The 21630-nt window shown below is 36.6% G+C and carries 22 protein-coding genes; 4 read left to right on the top strand and 18 right to left on the bottom strand.

Features of this window, described 5'->3' with window-relative positions:
- The first annotated feature begins 116 nt into the window (after nt 1-116).
- Both pepT and gcvT read left to right on the top strand, forming a co-directional pair.
- Nucleotides 117-1346: a peptidase T gene (gene pepT / locus D0T53_RS10735; protein ID WP_163267731.1), complete on the top strand. Its 1230-nt coding sequence runs from the start codon at nt 117-119 to the stop codon at nt 1344-1346.
- Nucleotides 1347-1359: 13 nt separating this feature from the next.
- Nucleotides 1360-2448, top strand: a complete 1089-nt coding sequence (gcvT, locus tag D0T53_RS10730) for a glycine cleavage system aminomethyltransferase GcvT (RefSeq protein WP_163267729.1) — start codon at nt 1360-1362, stop codon at nt 2446-2448.
- Between the two features lie 126 nt (nt 2449-2574).
- Here the strand turns inward: gcvT and D0T53_RS10725 are convergent, their stop codons facing one another.
- A complete protein-coding gene (locus tag D0T53_RS10725; protein WP_163267727.1) occupies nt 2575-2967 on the bottom strand; it encodes a VOC family protein in 393 nt (130 codons plus the stop codon).
- Nucleotides 2968-3105: 138 nt separating this feature from the next.
- On the opposite strand from D0T53_RS10725, the gene D0T53_RS10720 reads away from it, so the two are divergent.
- Complete coding sequence (locus D0T53_RS10720; RefSeq protein WP_163267725.1) at nt 3106-3675, top strand: Crp/Fnr family transcriptional regulator; 570 nt, start codon at nt 3106-3108, stop codon at nt 3673-3675.
- Nucleotides 3676-3683: 8 nt separating this feature from the next.
- Here the strand turns inward: D0T53_RS10720 and D0T53_RS10715 are convergent, their stop codons facing one another.
- Nucleotides 3684-4709: a GlxA family transcriptional regulator gene (locus D0T53_RS10715; RefSeq protein WP_163267723.1), complete on the bottom strand. Its 1026-nt coding sequence runs from the start codon at nt 4707-4709 to the stop codon at nt 3684-3686.
- A gap of 101 nt (nt 4710-4810) precedes the next feature.
- Between D0T53_RS10715 and D0T53_RS10710 the strand changes: the two genes are divergently transcribed.
- Nucleotides 4811-6292: a succinate CoA transferase gene (locus D0T53_RS10710; protein ID WP_163267721.1), complete on the top strand. Its 1482-nt coding sequence runs from the start codon at nt 4811-4813 to the stop codon at nt 6290-6292.
- Nucleotides 6293-6473: 181 nt separating this feature from the next.
- Here the strand turns inward: D0T53_RS10710 and D0T53_RS10705 are convergent, their stop codons facing one another.
- The 16 genes from D0T53_RS10705 to D0T53_RS10630 form a co-directional block, all read right to left on the bottom strand.
- The gene (locus D0T53_RS10705; RefSeq protein ID WP_163267719.1) at nt 6474-7793 is read right to left on the bottom strand and encodes a glycoside hydrolase family 57 protein; all 1320 of its coding nucleotides are present in this window, start codon (nt 7791-7793) and stop codon (nt 6474-6476) included.
- A 35-nt stretch (nt 7794-7828) separates the two neighbouring features.
- Nucleotides 7829-9085, bottom strand: coding sequence for a glycosyltransferase family 4 protein (locus D0T53_RS10700; RefSeq protein ID WP_163267717.1), 1257 nt, complete (start codon nt 9083-9085; stop codon nt 7829-7831).
- Nucleotides 9086-9097: 12 nt separating this feature from the next.
- Nucleotides 9098-11044, bottom strand: a complete 1947-nt coding sequence (locus D0T53_RS10695; protein WP_163267715.1) for a glycogen debranching enzyme N-terminal domain-containing protein — start codon at nt 11042-11044, stop codon at nt 9098-9100.
- A gap of 224 nt (nt 11045-11268) precedes the next feature.
- On the bottom strand, nt 11269-11769 hold the full coding sequence (locus tag D0T53_RS10690; RefSeq protein WP_163267713.1) for a GNAT family N-acetyltransferase: 501 nt from the start codon (nt 11767-11769) through the stop codon (nt 11269-11271).
- 325 nt (nt 11770-12094) lie between these two features.
- On the bottom strand, nt 12095-12985 hold the full coding sequence (locus D0T53_RS10685) for a F0F1 ATP synthase subunit gamma (RefSeq protein WP_163267711.1): 891 nt from the start codon (nt 12983-12985) through the stop codon (nt 12095-12097).
- 10 nt (nt 12986-12995) lie between these two features.
- Nucleotides 12996-14582 (bottom strand): F0F1 ATP synthase subunit alpha, encoded by a 1587-nt coding sequence (gene atpA, locus D0T53_RS10680; protein WP_163267709.1) that lies wholly within the window; start codon nt 14580-14582, stop codon nt 12996-12998.
- A gap of 73 nt (nt 14583-14655) precedes the next feature.
- Nucleotides 14656-15210 carry a F0F1 ATP synthase subunit delta gene (locus D0T53_RS10675; RefSeq protein WP_163267707.1) on the bottom strand — a complete coding sequence of 185 codons (555 nt, stop codon included), beginning with the start codon at nt 15208-15210 and terminating at the stop codon, nt 14656-14658.
- Between the two features lie 5 nt (nt 15211-15215).
- On the bottom strand, nt 15216-15716 hold the full coding sequence (gene atpF / locus D0T53_RS10670) for a F0F1 ATP synthase subunit B (protein ID WP_163267705.1): 501 nt from the start codon (nt 15714-15716) through the stop codon (nt 15216-15218).
- Nucleotides 15717-15736: 20 nt separating this feature from the next.
- Nucleotides 15737-15979 (bottom strand): ATP synthase F0 subunit C, encoded by a 243-nt coding sequence (gene atpE / locus D0T53_RS10665; RefSeq protein ID WP_163267703.1) that lies wholly within the window; start codon nt 15977-15979, stop codon nt 15737-15739.
- Nucleotides 15980-16026: 47 nt separating this feature from the next.
- The gene (gene atpB, locus D0T53_RS10660; RefSeq protein WP_163267701.1) at nt 16027-17118 is read right to left on the bottom strand and encodes a F0F1 ATP synthase subunit A; all 1092 of its coding nucleotides are present in this window, start codon (nt 17116-17118) and stop codon (nt 16027-16029) included.
- Nucleotides 17115-17525, bottom strand: a complete 411-nt coding sequence (locus D0T53_RS10655) for a hypothetical protein (protein ID WP_163267699.1) — start codon at nt 17523-17525, stop codon at nt 17115-17117. The genes atpB and D0T53_RS10655 overlap by 4 nt, the downstream gene beginning before the upstream one ends.
- Nucleotides 17526-17528: 3 nt before the next feature.
- Nucleotides 17529-17777, bottom strand: a complete 249-nt coding sequence (gene atpC / locus D0T53_RS10650; RefSeq protein ID WP_163267697.1) for an ATP synthase F1 subunit epsilon — start codon at nt 17775-17777, stop codon at nt 17529-17531.
- A gap of 10 nt (nt 17778-17787) precedes the next feature.
- Nucleotides 17788-19302: a F0F1 ATP synthase subunit beta gene (gene atpD, locus D0T53_RS10645; RefSeq protein WP_163267695.1), complete on the bottom strand. Its 1515-nt coding sequence runs from the start codon at nt 19300-19302 to the stop codon at nt 17788-17790.
- Between the two features lie 329 nt (nt 19303-19631).
- Nucleotides 19632-20486: an ATP phosphoribosyltransferase gene (gene hisG / locus D0T53_RS10640; protein ID WP_163267693.1), complete on the bottom strand. Its 855-nt coding sequence runs from the start codon at nt 20484-20486 to the stop codon at nt 19632-19634.
- Between the two features lie 242 nt (nt 20487-20728).
- The gene (locus D0T53_RS10635; protein WP_163267691.1) at nt 20729-21199 is read right to left on the bottom strand and encodes a hypothetical protein; all 471 of its coding nucleotides are present in this window, start codon (nt 21197-21199) and stop codon (nt 20729-20731) included.
- 31 nt (nt 21200-21230) lie between these two features.
- Nucleotides 21231-21590 (bottom strand): hypothetical protein, encoded by a 360-nt coding sequence (locus tag D0T53_RS10630; protein ID WP_163267689.1) that lies wholly within the window; start codon nt 21588-21590, stop codon nt 21231-21233.
- Between the last annotated feature and the right edge of the window lie 40 nt (nt 21591-21630).

Raw genomic sequence — 21630 nt, 5'->3', positions numbered from 1 at the left:
CTTTACTTTCATTTTGTTATCTTTGTTAGTTAATGTAGTATCGAAAAATAATATTTTCATATACAGTTGTTTATAAAAAGAAAATAATTGAAACTTTTTTCAAAAAAATAAAGATTATGAAACAAACAGTAGTAGAAAGGTTGCTTAAATATGTAAAATTTGATACCGAATCTGATCCTGAATCCGAGACAACCCCTAGTACAGCAAAACAATGGGATTTGTTAAAAGAGTTGGATAAAGAAATGAAAGAAATGGGCCTTGAAGATGTATCGCTTGACGACAAAGGCTATTTAATGGGAACATTACCTGCAAATACCGACAAGGATATCCCTGTTATAGGTTTTATTGCTCACGTAGATACAAGTTCCGACATGTCAGGTAAAAACGTAAATCCCCGTATTGTAGAAAATTACGATGGCAATCCTATTATCTTAAATAAAGAATTAAATATTGTATTATCTCCAGCCGATTTTCCGGAATTGCTTAATCATAAAGGAGAAAACCTTATTGTAACGGATGGAACCACATTACTAGGCGCCGATGACAAAGCTGGTATTGCCGAAATACTTACCGCAATTCAATATCTACAAGACCATCCTGAGATAAAACATGGCAAAATACGTATAGCCTTCAATCCTGATGAAGAAATAGGCAGAGGTGCCCACCATTTCGACGTTGAACGTTTCGGCGCAAAATGGGCTTATACTATGGATGGTGGCGAATTAGGCGAACTGGAGTACGAGAATTTTAATGCAGCCGGAGCAAAAATAACAATACAAGGGCGTAATGTGCATCCGGGAACAGCGAAAAACAAGATGATAAATGCGCTGTTGGTCGCAAATAAATTAATATCTCTGCTGCCATCGGATCAACGTCCCGAACACACTGAGGGCTACGAAGGTTTTTTCCACCTTATCGGATTAAACGGAACAGTCGACTCTGCTAACATGTCGTACATAATAAGAGACCACGACAAACAACTGTTTGAGCACAAAAAACAATTATTGAAAGATGCTGTCGATTTTATAAATAAACTATACCCGGGAAGTACAACTATCGAAATTTCGGATCAGTATTATAACATGAGAGAAAAAGTTGAACCCTTAATGTATATAATTGATTACGCATATCAAGCTATGGAAGCCGTAGGAGTAAAACCAAACGTTAAAGCAATAAGAGGCGGAACCGATGGTTCGCAGCTTTCGTTTAAAGGACTGCCCTGCCCTAATATTTTTGCAGGAGGGATGAACTTTCACGGGCGTTATGAATTTGTACCTATTCAGTCGATGGAAAAAGCCGTTGATGTTATAGTGAAGATTGCCGAACTTGTAGGACAAGGCAAATAAAAAAAGAAAAATCATGAAAGCTACACCATTTACAGACATCCACATAGCTTTGGGTGCAAAAATGCATGAATTTGCAGGATATAATATGCCTGTAGAATATTCGGGAATAATAGACGAGCACATGGCTGTATGCAACTCCGTAGGCATATTCGATGTTTCTCATATGGGCGAAATATGGGTAAAAGGACCTAAAGCCCTAGCCTTTTTACAGAAAGTAACAAGTAATGATGCATCGACATTGTCTCCGGGTAAGGCTCAATATTCTTGCTTTGTGAACGAAAATGGAGGCATTATTGACGATCTTATTATTTACCATTACGAACCCGAAAAATATATGTTAGTGGTAAATGCATCAAACGTAGAAAAAGACTGGAATTGGTGTATAGCCAACAACTCTGTTGGTGCAGAATTAGAGAATGCCTCTGATAATATTGCACAATTAGCTATACAAGGCCCAAAGGCTTTAGCTACACTTCAGAAGCTAACAAAGGTAGACTTAACAAAGATTCCTTATTATAGATTTATTACAGGGTGTTTTGCCGACGTCGATGATGTGATTATTTCAAATACAGGATATACCGGTGCCGGAGGTTTTGAGTTATATTTCCATAAAGAAAATAGTCTCCGTTTGTGGGAGGCGATTATGAACGCCGGAGCTGAATTTGGTATAAAACCAATAGGATTGGGAGCTAGAGACACACTTCGTCTCGAAATGGGATTCTGCTTATACGGAAACGATCTTGACGACACAACATCTCCACTCGAAGCCGGATTAGGTTGGATTACCAAGTTTATAGATAATAAAAACTTTATAGGACGCGATATTCTCGAAAAACAAAAAAGAGAAGGAGTTACACGAAAGTTATGTGGCTTCAGTATGATTGAGAAAGGAATTCCCCGACATGGTTACGAGATCGTAGACAAATCGGGAGAAGTTATAGGTAATGTAACATCAGGAACAATTTCGCCAACAACCAAAAATGGCATCGGCCTTGGTTATCTGAAACCTGAGTATACAACTATAGGCACTAATATATATATAAGGATAAGAAACAAAGATATCGAAGCAGAGGTTGTAAAACCGCCTTTCAGAAAGATTTGAGATTATTGTAAATATATTCATTTAATAATAGTGCCTCTCCTTAAGATAGGCACTATTTTTTTTCTATATATAATTCATCGTAACTTCTCGTGAATACAGAGAGTCGTGTTTGGCTATTTTAAAGAACTAGGGTGCCGCCACAAGTTCAACATAATTACCCTCCGGGTCCAGAACAACACTTTCGTAATAACCATCCCCCGTTGTTCTTGGCTCTCCTGCTATTGTATACCCATTTTTGCGTAATTTTTCGATAAGAGTATCCACAATATCTTTCCCTCCAACAGAAATAGCAAAATGCGCAAATCCTTTCATCTGTCCTCTGCTTGTTGGTTCTAATACATCAGGAATATGCATTAATTCAATACGACTTTTATTCTCTCCAAACGATAAAAAATAAGATGTATAATTTCGTTTAGTATTTACATACTTTTCTCCGCAAATAACGTCAAAATACTCCATATAAAACTGACGCATCAATTCTATATCGTCTACCCAAATTGCTAAATGTTCGATTTCCATATTATTTATTTTATTTAAATAGTTATATAATAATACAAAGTTACATCCCCCATTTACATGAAGAAATGACCTGCGTCAATTTCATCAATAACAACAAAAATCGTTATCTTTGGAATACTATAGGCTAGTTAGTTTAATATGGATATAATCAGAATAATAGCAAACAAATATAATGTCAGGGTTTCAGAAAACTCGGTAGAAGAATTAGCATCTATACTAGAACGAAGAGAATACAAAAAAGACGAAATCATTCTGGAACAAGGGATAATAAGCCGCTATTTGTATATCATAGAAAAAGGCATTATTCGCCAATTCTATTATAAGGATGGGCGTGATATCACCGAACATTTTTCGAGCGAAGGCAACGTTGCTACCTGCCTCGAAAGTTTATTTCTGAAAGAACCTACAAAATTACTTGTAGAAGCATTAGAACCTTCTGTTATATATCTTTTGGATTATGAGAAATGGAAAGCTATATGCAACAGGAATCCCGAGATCAATGAATTATATCAGCGTATATTCGAATACAAGCTAATAGTATCGCAACAAAAAGCAGACTCTTGGCGTTTCGAAAGTGCACATGAACGATACGAACGTTTCTGCAAAGAATATCCTATTATTGCAAAACGAGCAGCAATAGCCCACATCGCATCATACCTTTTAATGACTCCCGAAACATTAAGCCGGGTGCGATCAGCTGCTTTGTAATCAAAGCTTTAATTCTTTTTATTTGATTCGACAATAAACTTTGTAGTATAAAAATTATTCCGGTATTCGGCAGGGGAAATCTTTATATACTTAAGAAATATTTTTCGCATGTTATCAGAAGAACCAAGGCCCGATAAAACAGCTATTTCTTTTAACGAAAGACGAGTATCTACTAAATAACGGCAAGCCGCTTCAATTCTTAATTTATAGATATATTTACCGGGCGTAATCCCTGTTTCGCGGACAAAAACCCGTGCAAAATTTCGAGTACTCATTGATGCCCTAACCGATAATTCTTCCACTGTCATTTCTTCATGCAAATGCTCTTGAATCCAACTACATATCTCTTGAATAGGTAAATAATCAATCTTCTGATGAGTCAGTACAGAACTGAATTGCGATTGGCTTCCCGGTCGTTTCAAATATAAGACCATCTGTCGGGCAACATCTAAAGCAAACGATTTGCCCATATCCTCTTCGACCAAAGCTAAGGCTAAATCCATACCACTCGATATTCCGGCAGAAGTATATATATTTCCATCTTTGATAAAAATAGGGTTATCATCTACTTCAATATCCGGATAATTATTACTCAGCAAATTACATTTCTCCCAATGTGTAGTCACCTTCTTATTAGACAATACTCCTGCATCGGCCAAGAAAAAACTACCCGTACACACCGAACAGAGCCTTCGCACCTTTACCGACTGATTGCAAATCCATTTCAACACACTACCTGAAAGTTTGTATTCTTCAATCTTAGAATTTGGCACTCCGGGAATAATCAATGTATCAATAGGATAGTCAACAGTCGTTATATTTTCGAGACACCGAATCGCAACACCCGAAGATGTACTAATATTTTTCTTTTTGTTTATAGATAAGGTATGTAATTTGTATATACAATCAGCTTCTGTTTCATTGGCGCGAATACATTCCAATGCCTGAGAAAAAACTTCGTAAGGACCGGCTATATCCAGAAGAGTAGCATCAGGTATTACTAAAAATACTATATGTTTTATTTCTTTCTTCATATCACAAACAAAGATATAATATTTTGGCAGTATTAGATGTATTTATGTCATTTGAGACAAACAAAACATCCATTACCTTTGCCAATATTAAAAATAAAATCATGGCTATAAAAACAGTAACAGCTGCCGAAGCAGCATTATTAATAAAAAACAACGACAATGTTGGCTTTAGTGGTTTTACACACGCCGGCTGTCCGAAATTGGTACCTTTAGAAATTGCAAAACGCGCCGAAAAAGAGCATGCAAAGGGCAATCATTTTCAGATAGGAGTTTTTACAGGAGCATCGACAGGCGACAATATAGACGGGGCATTATCGCGGGCAAATGCCATAAAATTTCGTACCCCATACCAAACGAACAACGACATAAGAAAACAGATAAACAACGGAACTATTCGCTATTTCGACTTACATCTTTCGACCCTAGCCCAAGATTTGCGTTATGGATTTTACGGAAAAGTAGATGTTGCAATTATCGAAGCATCGGACATCACTAATGACGGAAAAATAGTACCCACCTGTGGTGTAGGAATTACCCCTACTATTATAAAGATGGCTAAACTTGTTATTGTGGAACTAAACAGATGGCACCCTAAAGAATTAAGGGGAATACACGACTTATTGGATATGCAAGATCCACCGCATCGAACCGAAATTGCTATTACTACCGTAAAATCACGTATCGGAAAAGAATATGTAGAAGTAGACCCTTCTAAAATTGTGGTAGTAGAAACAAATATACCAAATGACGGGAGTTGTTTTGCTCCTGTTGATGAAACAACAGCAAGAATTGGAGAAAACGCAGCAAATTTTCTTGTCAATGAAATGATTAAAGGAACTATACCAAAGTCTTTTCTTCCAATTCAATCCGGAGTAGGAAACATTGCCAATGCTGTTTTAGCTGCAATTGGCAAAAACAAAAACATACCAGACTTTGAGGTTTACACAGAAGTTATTCAGGACGCAATTATCGATTTAATGGAAGAAGGGCGTATTACTTTTGCCAGTGGAGGTACGCTTACTGTAAGCAATGCGTGCATCGAACGTATTTACAAAAACCTACCCTTCTTTAAAGAAAGAATGGTATTGCGAACATCTGAAATATCAAATAATCCCGAAGTAATACGCCGTCTGGGAATTATTTCGATGAATACTGCTATAGAGGCTGATATTTTCGGGAACATAAATTCAACCCATATTACAGGTAATAAAATAATGAACGGATTAGGCGGTTCCGGCGACTTTACCCGTAATGCATACATATCGATATTCTTAACTCCGTCAACAGCAAAAGGAGGAAATATAAGTGCATTTGTGCCAATGGTTTCGCATGTCGATCACAACGAACACTCTGTTAAGGTTATTGTTTCGGAATATGGAGTAGCCGACCTGAGAGGAAAATCGCCAAAAGAACGAGCCATTGCTATAATAGAAAATTGTACTCACCCCAATTATCGCCCTCTATTATATAAATACCTCGAAAAAGGGTTTATGGGTCAAACTCCTGTTAATTTATACAATGCATTCGCTTTTCATAAAGCATTTATAGAAACCGGAAATATGCAAAATGCAATTATCGACTAACAATTATTTTTCTTTTGCCGGAATTCTAGCAGACCGAAATTTTCCGTACCCGTTAAGATGCAAAGTGTAAGACGACACACTTGTTATTTACTGTAATTAGATTAGTGATCTGATGTAGACAAAAAAACACCCTAAAAATCATATAAAACTTTCAGGGTGTTTATCTATAAAATGAAGAGTATTAATTTAAATTGGCTTTGCCTGTAGCTTTAGCCCGTACTGTAAGCGCTTTCTTTTTCTGTTTATCTAATTCACTTTCAAGTTTCTCTATTTCGTCAGCCTGATTGTGTATAGTTTGCAACAAAGAGTTAAGCTCCTCATTATCAATAGAACTTGGGTACTCAGAGTTAACTCGTTCTATAAAATCGCTTAACACATTCATATAGTTGCTAAATGCCTCGTACGGAGACGGATATGGACTATATGGCAGTTGCATTTTAGTGCTCATATAATAAAAATGGTCGCTAGCCTGTAAGTACATCCAGTCTTGTTTCAAGCGGCGTACATCGCTAAATCTTATACGTTCTTTCAGTTCATATAACTTGTTGAATGCTTCTTGTTGCAAAATATTACCCAACCATGGCGAAACATCTTTCTCTTCACCTGCCCACGAGATTGCATGAGTTGACGATAAACTATCTACAGGTTTTAGTGTGCTTAACACTTCCGATGGCGTAGAAAAGTTTATTTGCCTTTCTGCTGCATATTTAGGTAACACTTTGGTAAAATCGAAAATACCCGATCCCCGAGGGTTGTTAAGCCCTAACGATTCGTATGGCATAAACATGTTGATAATCTGCTCTTCGGGTGGAGTTTGTGCAATCCAATTCATAAATTTTTCAGCAGTTAACGGATATTCGTTCCATGTGTAATCAGAGAAACGATAAGCCATATCTGTACTAAATTTCGGATTTCTCAACAGAAGTTTCAATTTGGGTTGTATCGCCGATTGATACACATAATTTGGACTTTTCCAACCAAGGGTGCGCTTAGCACCTTCAATAATCATCCCTCTATAACCCATATCATAAACATCCATAGCTATATCGTCCGAAAATATCAATTCAGAATTGCGTAGAACTTTCGGTCTCTTATCAAATAATTCTTCAATCCTATCAGAATGGGCAATAACCTGTTGCTTAAAGCCTTCCGGATCGATTAAAGAAGCTAACGAATGAGCAAAGGGTTCTGCCAAAAACTCAACACATCCAGTCTTTGCCAATTCGCGTAATCCGTCTACCACTTCCGGAACATATATAATAAGTTGTTCCAGAGCCAATCCCGATATAGAAAATGTAACTTTAAACTTCCCTCCCGATTCATTTATCATATCCAGCAATAGCCTGTTAGCCGGAATATAAGATGTCTCGGCAATGCGCTGTATTATATCTTCGTTAGCGAAATCGTCATAGTAATAATGGTCGCCACCAATATTAAAGAATCTGTAACGCTTCAACCTGAAAGGCTGATGTATTTGAAAATATAGACAAATTGTTTTCATTCTTATAATATTTTTATTATTTACAAATCAAGACCTTAACCTATTAGTCGGTCATATATATCCCGGACTTTTTGTCCTGCATATTCCCACTTTATCTCATCAACTTCTTTTTTGCCTTCATCTTTCAAAAAGTCGGCGAGAATCTGATGGGCACATATAGAATAGATTGAATCGGCCATACTTTCGATATCCCAATAGTCTACCTTTATGGCTTTATCCAAAATCTCGGCACACCCCGATTGTTTTGATATTATAGTCGGGATTCCACACTGCATTGCTTCGAGAGGAGAAATACCAAATGGTTCGGACACAGATGGCATTACGTAAACATCGCTTCGTTTCAACATTTCATACACCTGCTTCCCTTTCAAAAAACCGGTAAAATGAAATCTGTCCGAAATACCATGTCCGGCAGCTAAATATATCATTTTCTCCATCATATCGCCGCTTCCCGCCATTACAAATCTTACGTCTTTTGTTTTTTGCAGCACGCGCGCAGCAGCTTCAACAAAATACTCAGGTCCTTTCTGCATTGTTATACGTCCTAAAAACGTTACAATTTTATCTTTCGGTTTCGACGGTTTTATGGCTTGTATCTCTGGGCTCAGTGGCTCTACTGCATTATGAACAGTTGTTACTTTACGTGGATCCTGATGATATTTCTCAATAACAATGCGGCGTGTTAGGTTACTCACACAAATTATGTGATCGGCATAATCCATACCATTTTTTTCAATAGCATACACCTGAGGATTAACACTTCCCCTGCTCCGGTCAAAATCGGTAGCATGAACATGTATTACCAGTGGTTTTCCCGAAACGTTTTTTGCGTGTATTCCCGCTGGATAGGTTAACCAATCGTGCGAATGAATTATATCATAATCCAATGTGCGGGCAATAACTCCTGCTGCTATAGAATAGTTATTAATCTCTTCCAACAAATTATCAGGATAACGCCCCGAAAACTCAAGACAACCCAAATCGTTTGTATTCATATAACTAAAATCGGCATATATATGGCTCCTCAAGTCGAAATATAAATTAGGATCCATATACTTAGACAATTTAGAATTCACGTAATCCCATTGAACATCACGCCACACAACAGGTGTATTTCCTACTCCTATAATCTTAAGGAAACTCTGATCTTCATCTCCCCAAGGTTTTGGGATAACAAACGTTATATCCATATCGTGCTGTTGAGACATGCCACGTGTTAAACCATAACTGGCAGTACCTAATCCTCCTAATATATGAGGAGGAAATTCCCAACCAAACATCAGCGCTTTCATATATGCAAATATTTAATATTCATTTTCCAGAGATCTTAAAAGATCAAGAACAAACAATACACCCGAAACATTGAGCGAATATGATGGAGCTCCATTACCATCGTAAGGCGGATTACCATCGTATACCTGCGAGAATGTACCAATACAATTATTCGCCATTTCTTCCTCCAGACCTACAAGCAACCTATCTATCGCAAATATTCCACTTTTCTGAAATATTTTATAGTATGCATCGGCATACGAAGCTAGTAATCCGGGCCATGCAGCACCATTAAATGCTGCATAATCTTTTTCGAATTGCGTACCCTGATAGTATGGACTATATCCCTCACTTTTAGGGCTTAATGTACGAAGACCTTTAGGCGTTAATAACTCTTTTGTTGCAATATCGAGCATCGAACGGCTTATTTTTTTATCCAACGGAGTATAATCTACCGATATAGCAGTCAACATATTGGGCCTTACACTCCAATTCACATAGTTCCCATCCACATAGTCGAACAAATAACCCGCATCATTTACAAAAGTCTCATTGAAAGCATCCTTTACCTTTACAGTCAAAGCCGATAACCTATCCTCCAATTCAACATCACCAATCTCTTTAGCTACATCCAAAGTAAACATCAAAGCATTATACCACAGTGCATTTGTATCAACAATACATCCTGTACGCATAACAATCGGGTGCCCATCACTCATGCCATTCATCCATGTTGCAGCTTGTTGTTTCCCATCAGTATACAACAGACCATTCTCTAATACTTTATTCTTGGGATGGGAATTTTTCAGCAAGTATCTTATTATATCAACAGTTAAAGAGGCATACTTGTTGAGATAAATATCCTTATGTTTACTGTTAAACTTACATAACGACCATATTACCCATAACAAAACATCGGGTGCTTCTATATTGTGAAGATGTCCTGAAACCTGCTCTCCATTCATAAATTTTCGTAAATATGGAATGGCGGTATCCATAACCTCTTCGAACGATTCATCTTTGCCAATTAACATTGTAAGCCCCGGAAGAGTCATAAACTGAATTCGGGCATCAACCTTAAACCAAGGATAACCTTCGAGCAAAAACAACTCGTTTTTATTTGGACGGAAATAAAACTGATGTGCCGAATTTACTAAACAGTTAAGCAACGAAGAACGAGGCGTTCTGACTTTTATTCCATCTTCAAACAACTTTAATAATGTCTGAGGTTTTATTTCTTTATCTCCTGCGCAAAAAACAATGGTTTCGCCTTTTTTAATTGGGAGTTCAAAATATCCGGGAACATATAAGTCTTCTTTATAAGGAAAGCCCTGCTCCATATCGGTTTTATATTCAATCCCTTTATACCATGTCGGATCAAAAATAAATTTAACCTTCTTGCTAAATTGCATATGTAAATTCGGATAATCGATGTACATACAAGTCGATATTCCATTGGTAACTTCCTTATACCCTTTGTTTACCCTATCATTCTCCGATGTTAAACTATTTATCTCCCTAAACGCCAAAAAGGGTTTAAAACGAAGTATTGTTGGCGAATGGGCATCAAGCAATGTATAACGAATGTATATACTATTATCGATTAACGAAAACATCTTTTCTTTCGAGAGAACAACCCCTCCTACCCTGTATATTGTTCGGGGTAACGATTCGCAGTCAAATTCCCTGATATACTTATGCCCCATCGGGCTATAATTATCTCCATCGTATTTATGAACACCAAGATTAAACTCGGCACCATGTTGTATTACTGTTTCATCAAACGAAGAAAGAATCACATGATTAGAGTCGTCTATTGCCGGAACCGGCATTACAAGCAAACCATGCTGTTTCCGCGTATTACATTCAACCAAAGTCGTTAAATGATATGCTCCACGCCTATTTGTCCTTAATATGGCTCTATTAAGAGAATATTCAAGATTAACCATTCGATTTTTATCGAATTTTAAATAACTCATAGATAAATCATCTTTTTAATTTAACAAAAAGCAAGCATCCAAAGCAGTTCTTTTTGCTCTTACAACAATCTACAAACTCAACAAATTTACAGATGGTAATTTATTGTAGAACAATGTGTGCAAAACAAGTGACGCTACCGATTTAAAGATAAGAAAAATATGATTGTCTTATGTATTTTTCATAGCTGTTTTATAACAAGTATTTTTCTTAAATTTAACAAACGTCAGATATCTAAGTTTTTTTCCAGAACATAATCGTCCATTACATATCCATTACCAATATCATTAACTTCTTCTTTTACAATATCAAATCCCATTTTCCGATAAAAATGGACTGCATTGTTTTGTTTATTCATGTTTAAAACTAGAGTACGATTATTATTATCCTTAGCTATACGCTCAACCCTATCTATCAATATACGGCCTGCTCCTTTCTTTTGCATATTAGGCAGTATATATATTTTATGGATCTTAGTTTTGGATTCGTTTTTATAATTTACTTCGTACGAAATAAAGCCTATAAACAGACTCTCATCTTTTAACAATAAATATTTATGTCCCTGATTTTGTGTTTGATCCTTAATAGAGTCAACGCTATACATCCATTCTAGCATATACTCGATCTGATCAACTGACAATAAGTTAGCATATACATTGTACCAAGACTCTCTTGCTATCTTACCTATTTCGAAGAATTGATTACCTTGTGCTTCTATTATTTCCATTATCTTTTTTTTGAATATCACAAATATATATCAAAAAACAAACAGAAAACATAATTTCCCCACCAAAATAATCATTTAGCAAGAAATCTCTTTTATCTCACTATCATATAGAAATAAGCTATAACAAAGTAGCTGTTTTTCTTTTAATAAAACAATTTAAACATCTTCTTTATTCGAAACTACACTCCCCAAAAAACTCTTTATTCAGCATCCTTATCCGGTTATTTTCATTTTTTGATACAATTAAAAGCTTTATTCTATAAAACGAACAAAGCATCCGGAAACATGCCCGAATGCTTTATTTCTGTATTTAAATAATGCGAATTTATTCTAAAGCCGAAGCACCGCCAATAATATCCAACAACTCATTAGTAATTGCATATTGACGTGTTTTATTATACTGAATTGTTAATTCCTGAATCAGGTCATTAGCATTATCCGTAGCCGTTTGCATAGCTATTGTTCGGGCGGCATGTTCCGAAGCCACAGAATCGAGCAAAGCCGCAAATAATCTGGATGCTAAAACCTTAGGAATCAAACTTGTCAATATTTCATCATGAGAAGGCTCATAGATATAATCAAATTGCAAACCTTTGCTGTGCCCCTCGGCCTCTTGCTGCACAACCGATATGTCAAATGGCAAATATGTTTTATTCTCTATAACTTGCGATGATGTAGATTTAAAATGGTGATAAATAAGAATAATCCTATCAAAATCGCCAATAATAAATTTGTTAATCAAGCTTTTTGCTAAATCCGATATAGGCTGATAAGCCGGCACATTTAACATTTCCTGATAATCGCCATCATCTGTATTCCATTTGTTTTTTTGAGCAGCATCCGCTATTTTCTTCCCAATAGGGTATAGCAATACATTTCCGGCGCCAAATTCCGTAACTAATTTATCATAGGTTAATGAAGTCTCTTTTATTACATTAGCATTAAAAGCTCCACATAAGCTGGAATTTGAAGAGAATGAAACTATTGCAACTTTCGTCACTTCTCTTTTCTGCGAAAAAGGAGAATCGTATCCCAAATCAGAAGACAACAAATTGAGTAATATAGAATCAAGTTTCTGTGAATAGGGTAAAAAATTAGTTATGGCAGCTTGTGCCTTATGCAATTTAGACGAAGCGATCATCTTCATTGCCGAAGTAATTTTTCTCGTACTATTTACCGAACTTATTCTATCTTTAACCTCTCTTAATGATGCCATAATTCAAAAATTAAATTTTATACTGAGATGCAGTATCTTCAGCAACCTTTCTTATTATATTGGTTACTTCATCATTAATGACTCCTTTTTTAAGAACATCCAAAACATCAGACTGATGTTTCATCTGTAATATACTGAGAAATTCCTTTTCGAAGTCATGTACTTTATCCAATGGTATATTACGCAACAATCCATTTGTTCCACAATACAATATAGCAACCTGTTGTTCTGTCGACATTGGCGTATATTGTGGCTGAATCAGCAACTCCGAATTTTTACGGCCTTTATCAATTGTCAGTGCCGTCACAGGATCTAAATCGCCACCAAACTTGGTAAAAGCTTCTAGTTCGCGATACTGAGCCTGATCTATTTTCAGAGTTCCGGCAACTTTTTTCATCGCTTTAGTTTGAGCGCTACCTCCTACACGCGAAACCGAAATACCAACATCAACAGCCGGACGATTACCTGAGTTAAACAAGTTCACATCTAAGAATATCTGTCCGTCGGTAATCGAAATCACATTAGTCGGAATATATGCCGATACGTCTCCTGCCTGAGTTTCGATAATAGGCAATGCGGTTAACGACCCGCCTCCTTTTATTTTATTTTTCAGGGCATCGGGCAAATCGTTCATTTTTTCAGCAACTTCCTGTTGTTCTATTATTTTTGCAGCACGTTCTAACAAACGGGAGTGCAAATAGAATATATCTCCCGGATAAGCCTCACGCCCCGGAGGACGACGAAGAATAAGCGATACCTCGCGATAAGCTACAGCTTGTTTCGATAAGTCATCATAAACAACCAAGGCATGACGACCTGTATCGCGAAAGTATTCACCGATAGCAGCCCCTGCGAATGCCGCAAAATATTGTACAGCCGCGGGCTCTGCCGCAGTAGCAGAAACAACTATAGTATAATCCAAAGCGCCTTTTGTTTTCAATGTTTCGACAATATTTGCTACTGTCGATGCTTTTTGACCAATGGCAACATAGATACAATAAACAGGATCTCCCGCCTCATAACTACTTCTTTGGTTTATTATAGTATCAATAGCTATCGCAGTTTTTCCGGTCTGACGGTCACCAATTATCAATTCGCGTTGTCCTCGTCCAATCGGAATCATTGCATCAATAGCTTTCAATCCGGTTTGTAAAGGTTGAGTTACAGGCTGGCGAAACACAACTCCCGGAGCTTTTCGCTCTAATGGCATTTCGTAAAGCTCTCCCTTAATATCGCCCCTCCCGTCTATTGGTTCCCCTAACGGTGTTATTACACGTCCCAAAAGGCCTTCACCTACATTTATCGAGGCTATTCGTCCTGTACGTTTTACAGTAAAACCTTCTTTTATCTGATTGCTTGGCCCTAACAATACAGCTCCAACATTATCTTCTTCCAAATTCATAACAACGGCTTTTATTCCATTATCGAATTCCAAAAGTTCATTTGCTTCTGCATTTCTAAGCCCATATATACGGACAACCCCGTCTCCTACTGTAAGAACAGTTCCTACTTCATCAAACTGGATGCGGTTTTCAATACCTTCCAGCTGCATTTTCAAAACCTCAGATATCTCACTGGCTTTTATATTTTCAGACATATATTTTCTTTAGTATATTTTACTTAATCAGTCCCTTACCGAAGACTTATTTCATCTTATATTCTCTCCCCTATCACACACCTTTATTATTCTTGTTTATCAGTTGCCTTTTTATATTTCGCAACTGAGTAGCAACACTTGCATCTAAGCGGAAAGTATCTATGTATAAAATAAATCCTCCATCAATATCAGGATCAATAACAGATTCAAATTCCAATATATCCGATTTACCCGTACTTAAAAAATTCTTCATTTTACTAATAACCTCATCGTTGACAGGATATGCCGTAACAAGTTTACCTAATCGGATATTTTTATGTTTACGATATAAATCAAGATAAATAAGACTTATCGTTTGCAGATGATTTTCTCTTCTTTGGTGCAGTAGCAGTTGTATAAAACGAATATATACATCGCTTGGATTATTACCCGCTATCGATTTCATTAAATCGAATTTGGTTTTGAAATCCAACACAGGATTATCTAAAGCAACCCGTAATTTTTTCGTTTTTGAAAAAGCCAGAGATACGCTCTTCATTTCATTAAAGACCACATCCTCTGATTTTTTATCCAACGCAAACTCAAAAAGAGCCCGGGCGTAGCGCATTGATATTATTCCTGAATTCATAATTGTTAAGATTTAGAAACCAATGTTTCGTCAAGCATACGATCAATCATATCCATTTGTTCTTTCGAATTATCAAGCTTGTTGCGTAAAACTTTCTCGGCAATATCAACCGAAAGAATTGCAACCTGACGACGAATGTCTTTTATTGCCTCATCTTTCTCTGCCTGTATTTGTTTTCTTATTTCTTCAAGCTCTTTTCTACCTTCAACTCTGGCTTGTTCGCGTGCTTCATTTATTATACGATCGCGTGTACTTGCTGCTTCTGCTAAGATTTTCACCTGCTCCCTTTGGGCCTCGGCCAGTATGGCCTCGCTTTTTGTTTTTATTTCAGCCAATTGTTTATTAGCCTCTTTTGCCGCATCCAACGATTGCTCTATGTAGTTTTTCCTTTCTTCAACCATTTTGGTGATAACAGGAAAACCCCATTTAGCCAGTATAAAAAATACTATACCAAAGGATAACAACATCCAAAACAATAACCCAAAATCAGGTGTCAACAAATTCATAGCTTAATTTTTTGTTTTTATTACAGGATGAATCCGCAAACAACAACAGCGAATAAAGCAACCCCTTCAACCAAAGCTGCAGCAATAATCATAGACATACGGATATCTCCGGCAGCTTCGGGCTGACGAGCAATACCTTCCATTGCCGAACCACCAATCTTACCGATACCGATACCGGCACCAATAGCTGCTAAACCTGCTCCTAATGCAGCGCCTAAACCTGTTAGACTTCCTGCTGCTTGTAATAAAACTTCTAGTAACATAATCTTCTATTTTTTAATTGTTAATTTATAATTTAATCTTGTTTATATTAATGTTCCTTCGAATGATGTGGTTCGACCCTTGCCAAACCGATAAATACTGCCGATAGCATTGTGAACACGTAAGCCTGAATATAGGCTACCAACAACTCAACCAAGTTGATAAATATAGACAACAACACCGACACAAACGACATTGAATAATTAATAGCCGTACCCAATCCCACGGTTACAAATATCAAGCATGTTAACCCTAAAACAATGGAGTGTCCTGCTAAAATATTGGCAAAAAGACGAATCATTAATGCAAATGGTTTTGTAAAAACCCCTACCAACTCAATAACAGGCATTATAGGTAGTGGTACTTTCAACCAAGTAGGAACTTCGGGCCAAAATATTTCTTTCCAATATTCCTTAGTCCCCGAAACATTTACAATAATAAATGTAAACAATGCCAAAACAAATGTTACGGCAATATTTCCCGTCAGATTTGCCCCTCCCGGAAACAGAGGTATCAATCCTAATAAATTATTCAGAAAAATAAAGAAAAAGGCTGTTAATAAATATGGGGCAAACCGTTTGTAATCTTTTCCCACACAAGGCTTTATAATATCGTCATTCACGTTCATTATAAACATTTCCATGAAACCTACAAAGCCTTTAGGAGCCTCCATTTCGCCTTTTGCTGCCCGTTTCTTATACCATCGGGCAACACTTAATACAATAATAACCAATAGCACAGATGCCATAAGAAGCGATGCTACATTTTTTGTTATCGATATATCCCAAGGACGAACCTCTTCGCCTGCACTATTTTTCTCTACAATTTTTCCCTTATATTTTTCTTCCTGCGATATGTAAAACCCTTTGTGCGCTTCAGTTCCATGATGAAAATGAGAGGATAGGAATATATTCCAACCACTGTTTTCTCCTTTTACAATCACAGGCAAGGGCACCGATATATGCTTTCCATTCAATGTTGTGATATGCCATTCATAAGCATCCCCAATATGTTCAAGAATTAGTTCCTTTACATCTAGCTCGCTTTCCCCACTTGCAGCATTACCGCCTGCCATTACTTGCGGTACAGAGCAAAATACAAGCAGACACATGCAAACAATTATATTTTTTATATAATTCATAATAATTGGTTATTACTTTCTTTGAGCCTTTTCTCGATTTTCGAAAATAAGAATGTTTCCATTACTATACTTAACACATAAAAAATGATGAATGTAAGTACAAAATTTTTAATATTTTCTTTTACCACCAAAACATATATAGTAATAAATATAAGCGATAATAACATTTTAACAACCTTAGTCAGCATATACATATTAACCATCTTTCTCGAAGTTGTTTTTCGGCTAACTGATTCGATAAAACTAATTAAAGCAGTCTCCAATATTAAAAAGAAGAATACTATTTCGAAATACCAGCCCGGATAAAATTGCGGGAATACATAGAAAAGCAAAGCACCTAAAATAGCAGCACATACAAACGTAAAGGCTACCAACAAGGTTATTAATTTAGCTTTAAACATATCCATAAATTATTCTACACAAACTGTTACAACATTCTGTTTCACTTCCACAAAGCCTCCTTTTATTTCAACCTCTTTAACCGAACCTTCGGTTTCGTAACTAACAATTCCCGAGTTTAGAGTAGAAACTAAAGGCGCATGCTCTGGCAATACACTAAACTTACCTCCAACACCGGGAAGCGTTACTATCGAAACTCTTCCACTGAATATTGACTTTTCGGCCGATATTATATTTAGTTGCAATACTGTATTGTCCATTATATGATTTTTATTTAGAATCGGCTTGTTTCAATAATTTATTACCTTTTTCTATCGCATCTTCAATTGTACCCACATTTAAGAATGCTTGCTCAGGCAAGTTGTCCACTTCTCCATCCAAAATCATCTTAAATCCTTTAATAGTATCTTCTATTGGCACAATTACACCCGGAACTCCGGTAAACTGAACGGCAACATTAAACGGCTGAGATAAGAAACGCTGTACACGGCGCGCCCTGTTCACAGTCATACGGTCTTCGTCCGAAAGTTCTTCCATTCCAAGAATCGAGATAATATCCTGAAGTTCTTTATTGCGCTGCAAAATTTGTTTCACACGTTGTGCTATATCGTAATGCTCTTGTCCCACAACATTAGGATCGAGACTACGAGATGTAGATTCGAGCGGATCTACTGCCGGATATATTCCTAACTCCGTAATTTTACGGCTTAACACAGTAGTTGCGTCCAAATGGCTGAAAGTGGTTGCTGGTGCAGGGTCGGTTAAGTCGTCGGCTGGTACATACACTGCCTGAACAGAAGTTATCGAACCTTTTTTGGTTGATGTTATACGTTCCTGCATAGTACCCATTTCTGTAGCTAATGTAGGCTGATAGCCCACAGCAGAAGGCATACGTCCTAACAATGCTGAAACTTCGGACCCTGCTTGCGTAAAACGGAATATGTTATCGATAAAAAATAAAATATCTTTAGTTCCATCTCCTGAATCGCGAAAAGATTCGGCTACAGTTAATCCTGTAAGAGCAACCGACGAACGTGCTCCGGGTGGCTCATTCATCTGTCCGAATACTAAAGATAATTGAGATTTTTCTAATTCGGCAGGATCAACATCCGACAAATCCCAATTTCCTTTTTCCATACCTTCTTTAAATTTTTCGCCATAACGTATAACGTTGGCCTCTATCATTTCCCGAAGCAAATCGTTACCCTCGCGTGTACGTTCTCCAACACCGGCAAAAACCGAGTAGCCATCGTGTTGTTTTGCCATATTGTTAATAAGCTCCAGTATCAACACGGTTTTACCAACTCCGGCTCCCCCGAATAACCCTACTTTACCTCCTTTTGCGTAAGGGGCTAACAAGTCTATAACTTTTATTCCCGTAAACAAAACATCGCGGGTTGTTACTAAATCTTCAAATTTAGGAGGTTCACGATGTATAGGCAGCATGTCTGTTTTTTCGAGGGCAAAAATGCCATCTATCGATTGCCCTACAACATTCAACAAACGCCCCTTAACCTGAGTTCCGGTTGGTATTGATATTGGTGCGCCTGTTGCCACAACTTCAAGCCCCCGGCTTAAACCGTCGGTACTATCCATTGCAACAGTTCTCACTGTATCTTCACCAATGTGTTGTTGAACTTCTATTACAAGTATACGCCCATCTGCTCTTTTAATTTCAAGCGCATCATGTATTCTAGGCAATTTAGATGCATCGTTATCGGTATCAAAATAAACATCCACTACAGGACCTATTATTTGCGATACCCGACCAATTATCTGTGACATAAGCGATTTATTTATTATATTTTTTTGATACTTTCTGAAAAATAAAAACAAGCTACAAGATAAGACTAAAGTCTTTCATGTCAAAAAAAAAGATTACCCTTTTCTTTTATAACAATTAATATCTTCCTTCATTTTTTACAAAAGCAAATATAAAAATTTATTTATTCCTTTGTCACAAATACAGAATCAAAATATAAGTATACTTATCATTTTTTAATCTTTACTTAACATTGCCCATCTTGTTAGTTAAAAAAGATTAGCTATGTCTATCTTTTGGAGAGAAGTAGGCTTAATAAAAAAAATCGAGCTTCAACCCGATTTTTTTTTATCTATAGTATCATTTTTTCGATGGGTAACACCAATATGCCTTCTGCCCCCAATGCCTTTAGTTTACTTATTATTTCCCAAAAACGCTTTTCGTCAACAACGGACTGAACCGAACACCAACCAGTGGTTGCCAAAGGTGTTACTGTTGGGCTACGCATACCCGGAAGCACATCAAATATATCCTGAACTTTATCTTCGGGGGCATTTAGCACAATATATTTCTTATTCTGTGCTGCCTGAATAGCCTCTATACGAAAAAGAAGTTCATTTAAAACATTCTTCTTTTCTTCATCTAATTCCGAATTAGAAATCAACAAAGCTTCCGATTTCATTACAACCTCAACTTCTGTCAACCTGTTGCTAACAAGCGTGCCTCCCGAGCTAACAATATCGAAAATAGCATCGGCAAGCCCAATGCTTGGCGATATCTCTACAGAGCCTGTTATCACATGTATTTCGGCATTCAAATTATTAGACTCCAAATACTGTTTTAATATATGGGGATATGATGTTGCAATCTTTTTATTATTAAACCATTTGTTCCCTTCGTATTTTTCATCCTTTGGTATAGCTAATGACAAACGGCATTTACTAAATCCTAATCGCTTTACGATAGAAGCTTTTTCATTCTTTTCTACAAATTCGTTTTCTCCAACAATCCCTATATCGGCTACGCCTGTAGCAACTGCTTGGGGAATATCATCGTCTCTTAAAAACAATATTTCTATAGGGAAATCAGTGGCAGGAACCAGCAATGTCCGTTTTTTATTATTAAGCTTAATACCCGACTCTTGCAACAATTCCATTGTCTCTTCAAAAAGCCTTCCTTTCGATTGAACAGCGATACGTAATGTCATTTTATATTATAATTTAAAGATTAATCAAAAAAACAAAAGCTTACCATCATTAAAGTGGTAAGCTTTTTATCTCTTTATACATCTACATACAAAATCATACTTACCTTTCTTTATTAAGCAGCAAATGATGTGTATGATGTATATGTTTCTTCATTTAGATATTTTATTGCAACAAAAATACAGAAATAAAACAGAAAAGCAAACAAATTGTTTGCTTTTCTACGTATTTAGTTTAAATCTCATTATTTAGGATTTCCACTGCCTCTAACTGTGCTTCGCGTAAATCGAGATTCTGCCTTCTGATATTTGTAAAGTTTATCAATAGGTAAAACCTTTTTAAACTTCAAAAAGTACTCTTTCTCAAGCTGGGCTTCTTTCATTCTGACGTCCAATAATTTATTTATTAGACTTTCGTATTCTTCCTTTGTTATATTGCCCCGCTCTATTAATGCACGCTCTTCACGCCTCACATCACGATTCAGTTCAAATTTCTTCCTCAACAGTTCATTTGTCAGGGGTATAAACTCTTTTTTCTCTTCGCTAGTTAGCCCAACTTCTTTTATAATAAAGTCGACACGTTCTTTCTGATATTCCTCAAAATTAAAACGCTTATGCCTATCCTGATTTCCTCTTCTTTCATTCTGACTTTGCCCCTGTACCATAAACAAGCTTAGGAAGAAACACATTATCACAACAAAAAATCTAATTTTCATTTTCTACTTGTTTAATTAAAACTCTGTATTACTAGTAATTAACAACATCGGTATAAATAGCCTGACGTGTAGCTTCATCTTCCAAGAACAAATAAAAATCTTCGTCATCTGCCGAAGCGTACACCGATTGGTCTCCCAATACTTTTTGATTTAATCCAACATTTGTTAATTGTAAATTAACCTCCGAATCGTTATCCTGAATATTGGCATAAAATATTATACCACCCATCACTGCTGCTACAGCTACCCATGGCATTATCTTTTTCCATAAAGGTACTATAACTTTACTCCTTCTTTCTTTTGGAATTTTATCCAAAAGCTCCTTTTGAAAATTATCAAAATAATTTTCAGGGACCTTAAAAGGCGCTTTTTTATTTACATTTTCCAACATATCAATATTCCTTCTATATCGTATTCTAAACTAATAGACT

Source organism: Dysgonomonas sp. 216, assembly GCF_010501065.1.
In the GTDB taxonomy this organism is placed as follows: Bacteria; Bacteroidota; Bacteroidia; order Bacteroidales; family Dysgonomonadaceae; genus QVMM01.
The sequence above is the reverse complement of the archived record's forward strand: the minus strand, read 5'-3'. Positions and strand labels throughout refer to the sequence as shown.

Excerpts from the sequence above, each read along its gene's own strand:
- pepT (WP_163267731.1), top strand. The coding sequence starts at position 117 with ATGAAACAAACAGTAGTAGAAAGGTTGCTTAAATATGTAAAATTTGAT.
- gcvT (WP_163267729.1), top strand. The coding sequence starts at position 1,360 with ATGAAAGCTACACCATTTACAGACATCCACATAGCTTTGGGTGCAAAA.
- D0T53_RS10725 (WP_163267727.1), bottom strand. The coding sequence starts at position 2,967 with ATGGAAATCGAACATTTAGCAATTTGGGTAGACGATATAGAATTGATG.
- D0T53_RS10720 (WP_163267725.1), top strand. The coding sequence starts at position 3,106 with ATGGATATAATCAGAATAATAGCAAACAAATATAATGTCAGGGTTTCA.
- D0T53_RS10715 (WP_163267723.1), bottom strand. The coding sequence starts at position 4,709 with ATGAAGAAAGAAATAAAACATATAGTATTTTTAGTAATACCTGATGCT.
- D0T53_RS10710 (WP_163267721.1), top strand. The coding sequence starts at position 4,811 with ATGGCTATAAAAACAGTAACAGCTGCCGAAGCAGCATTATTAATAAAA.
- D0T53_RS10705 (WP_163267719.1), bottom strand. The coding sequence starts at position 7,793 with ATGAAAACAATTTGTCTATATTTTCAAATACATCAGCCTTTCAGGTTG.
- D0T53_RS10700 (WP_163267717.1), bottom strand. The coding sequence starts at position 9,085 with ATGAAAGCGCTGATGTTTGGTTGGGAATTTCCTCCTCATATATTAGGA.
- D0T53_RS10695 (WP_163267715.1), bottom strand. The coding sequence starts at position 11,044 with ATGAGTTATTTAAAATTCGATAAAAATCGAATGGTTAATCTTGAATAT.
- D0T53_RS10690 (WP_163267713.1), bottom strand. The coding sequence starts at position 11,769 with ATGGAAATAATAGAAGCACAAGGTAATCAATTCTTCGAAATAGGTAAG.
- D0T53_RS10685 (WP_163267711.1), bottom strand. The coding sequence starts at position 12,985 with ATGGCATCATTAAGAGAGGTTAAAGATAGAATAAGTTCGGTAAATAGT.
- atpA (WP_163267709.1), bottom strand. The coding sequence starts at position 14,582 with ATGTCTGAAAATATAAAAGCCAGTGAGATATCTGAGGTTTTGAAAATG.
- D0T53_RS10675 (WP_163267707.1), bottom strand. The coding sequence starts at position 15,210 with ATGAATTCAGGAATAATATCAATGCGCTACGCCCGGGCTCTTTTTGAG.
- atpF (WP_163267705.1), bottom strand. The coding sequence starts at position 15,716 with ATGAATTTGTTGACACCTGATTTTGGGTTATTGTTTTGGATGTTGTTA.
- atpE (WP_163267703.1), bottom strand. The coding sequence starts at position 15,979 with ATGTTACTAGAAGTTTTATTACAAGCAGCAGGAAGTCTAACAGGTTTA.
- atpB (WP_163267701.1), bottom strand. The coding sequence starts at position 17,118 with ATGAATTATATAAAAAATATAATTGTTTGCATGTGTCTGCTTGTATTT.
- D0T53_RS10655 (WP_163267699.1), bottom strand. The coding sequence starts at position 17,525 with ATGGATATGTTTAAAGCTAAATTAATAACCTTGTTGGTAGCCTTTACG.
- atpC (WP_163267697.1), bottom strand. The coding sequence starts at position 17,777 with ATGGACAATACAGTATTGCAACTAAATATAATATCGGCCGAAAAGTCA.
- atpD (WP_163267695.1), bottom strand. The coding sequence starts at position 19,302 with ATGTCACAGATAATTGGTCGGGTATCGCAAATAATAGGTCCTGTAGTG.
- hisG (WP_163267693.1), bottom strand. The coding sequence starts at position 20,486 with ATGACATTACGTATCGCTGTTCAATCGAAAGGAAGGCTTTTTGAAGAG.
- D0T53_RS10635 (WP_163267691.1), bottom strand. The coding sequence starts at position 21,199 with ATGAAAATTAGATTTTTTGTTGTGATAATGTGTTTCTTCCTAAGCTTG.
- D0T53_RS10630 (WP_163267689.1), bottom strand. The coding sequence starts at position 21,590 with ATGTTGGAAAATGTAAATAAAAAAGCGCCTTTTAAGGTCCCTGAAAAT.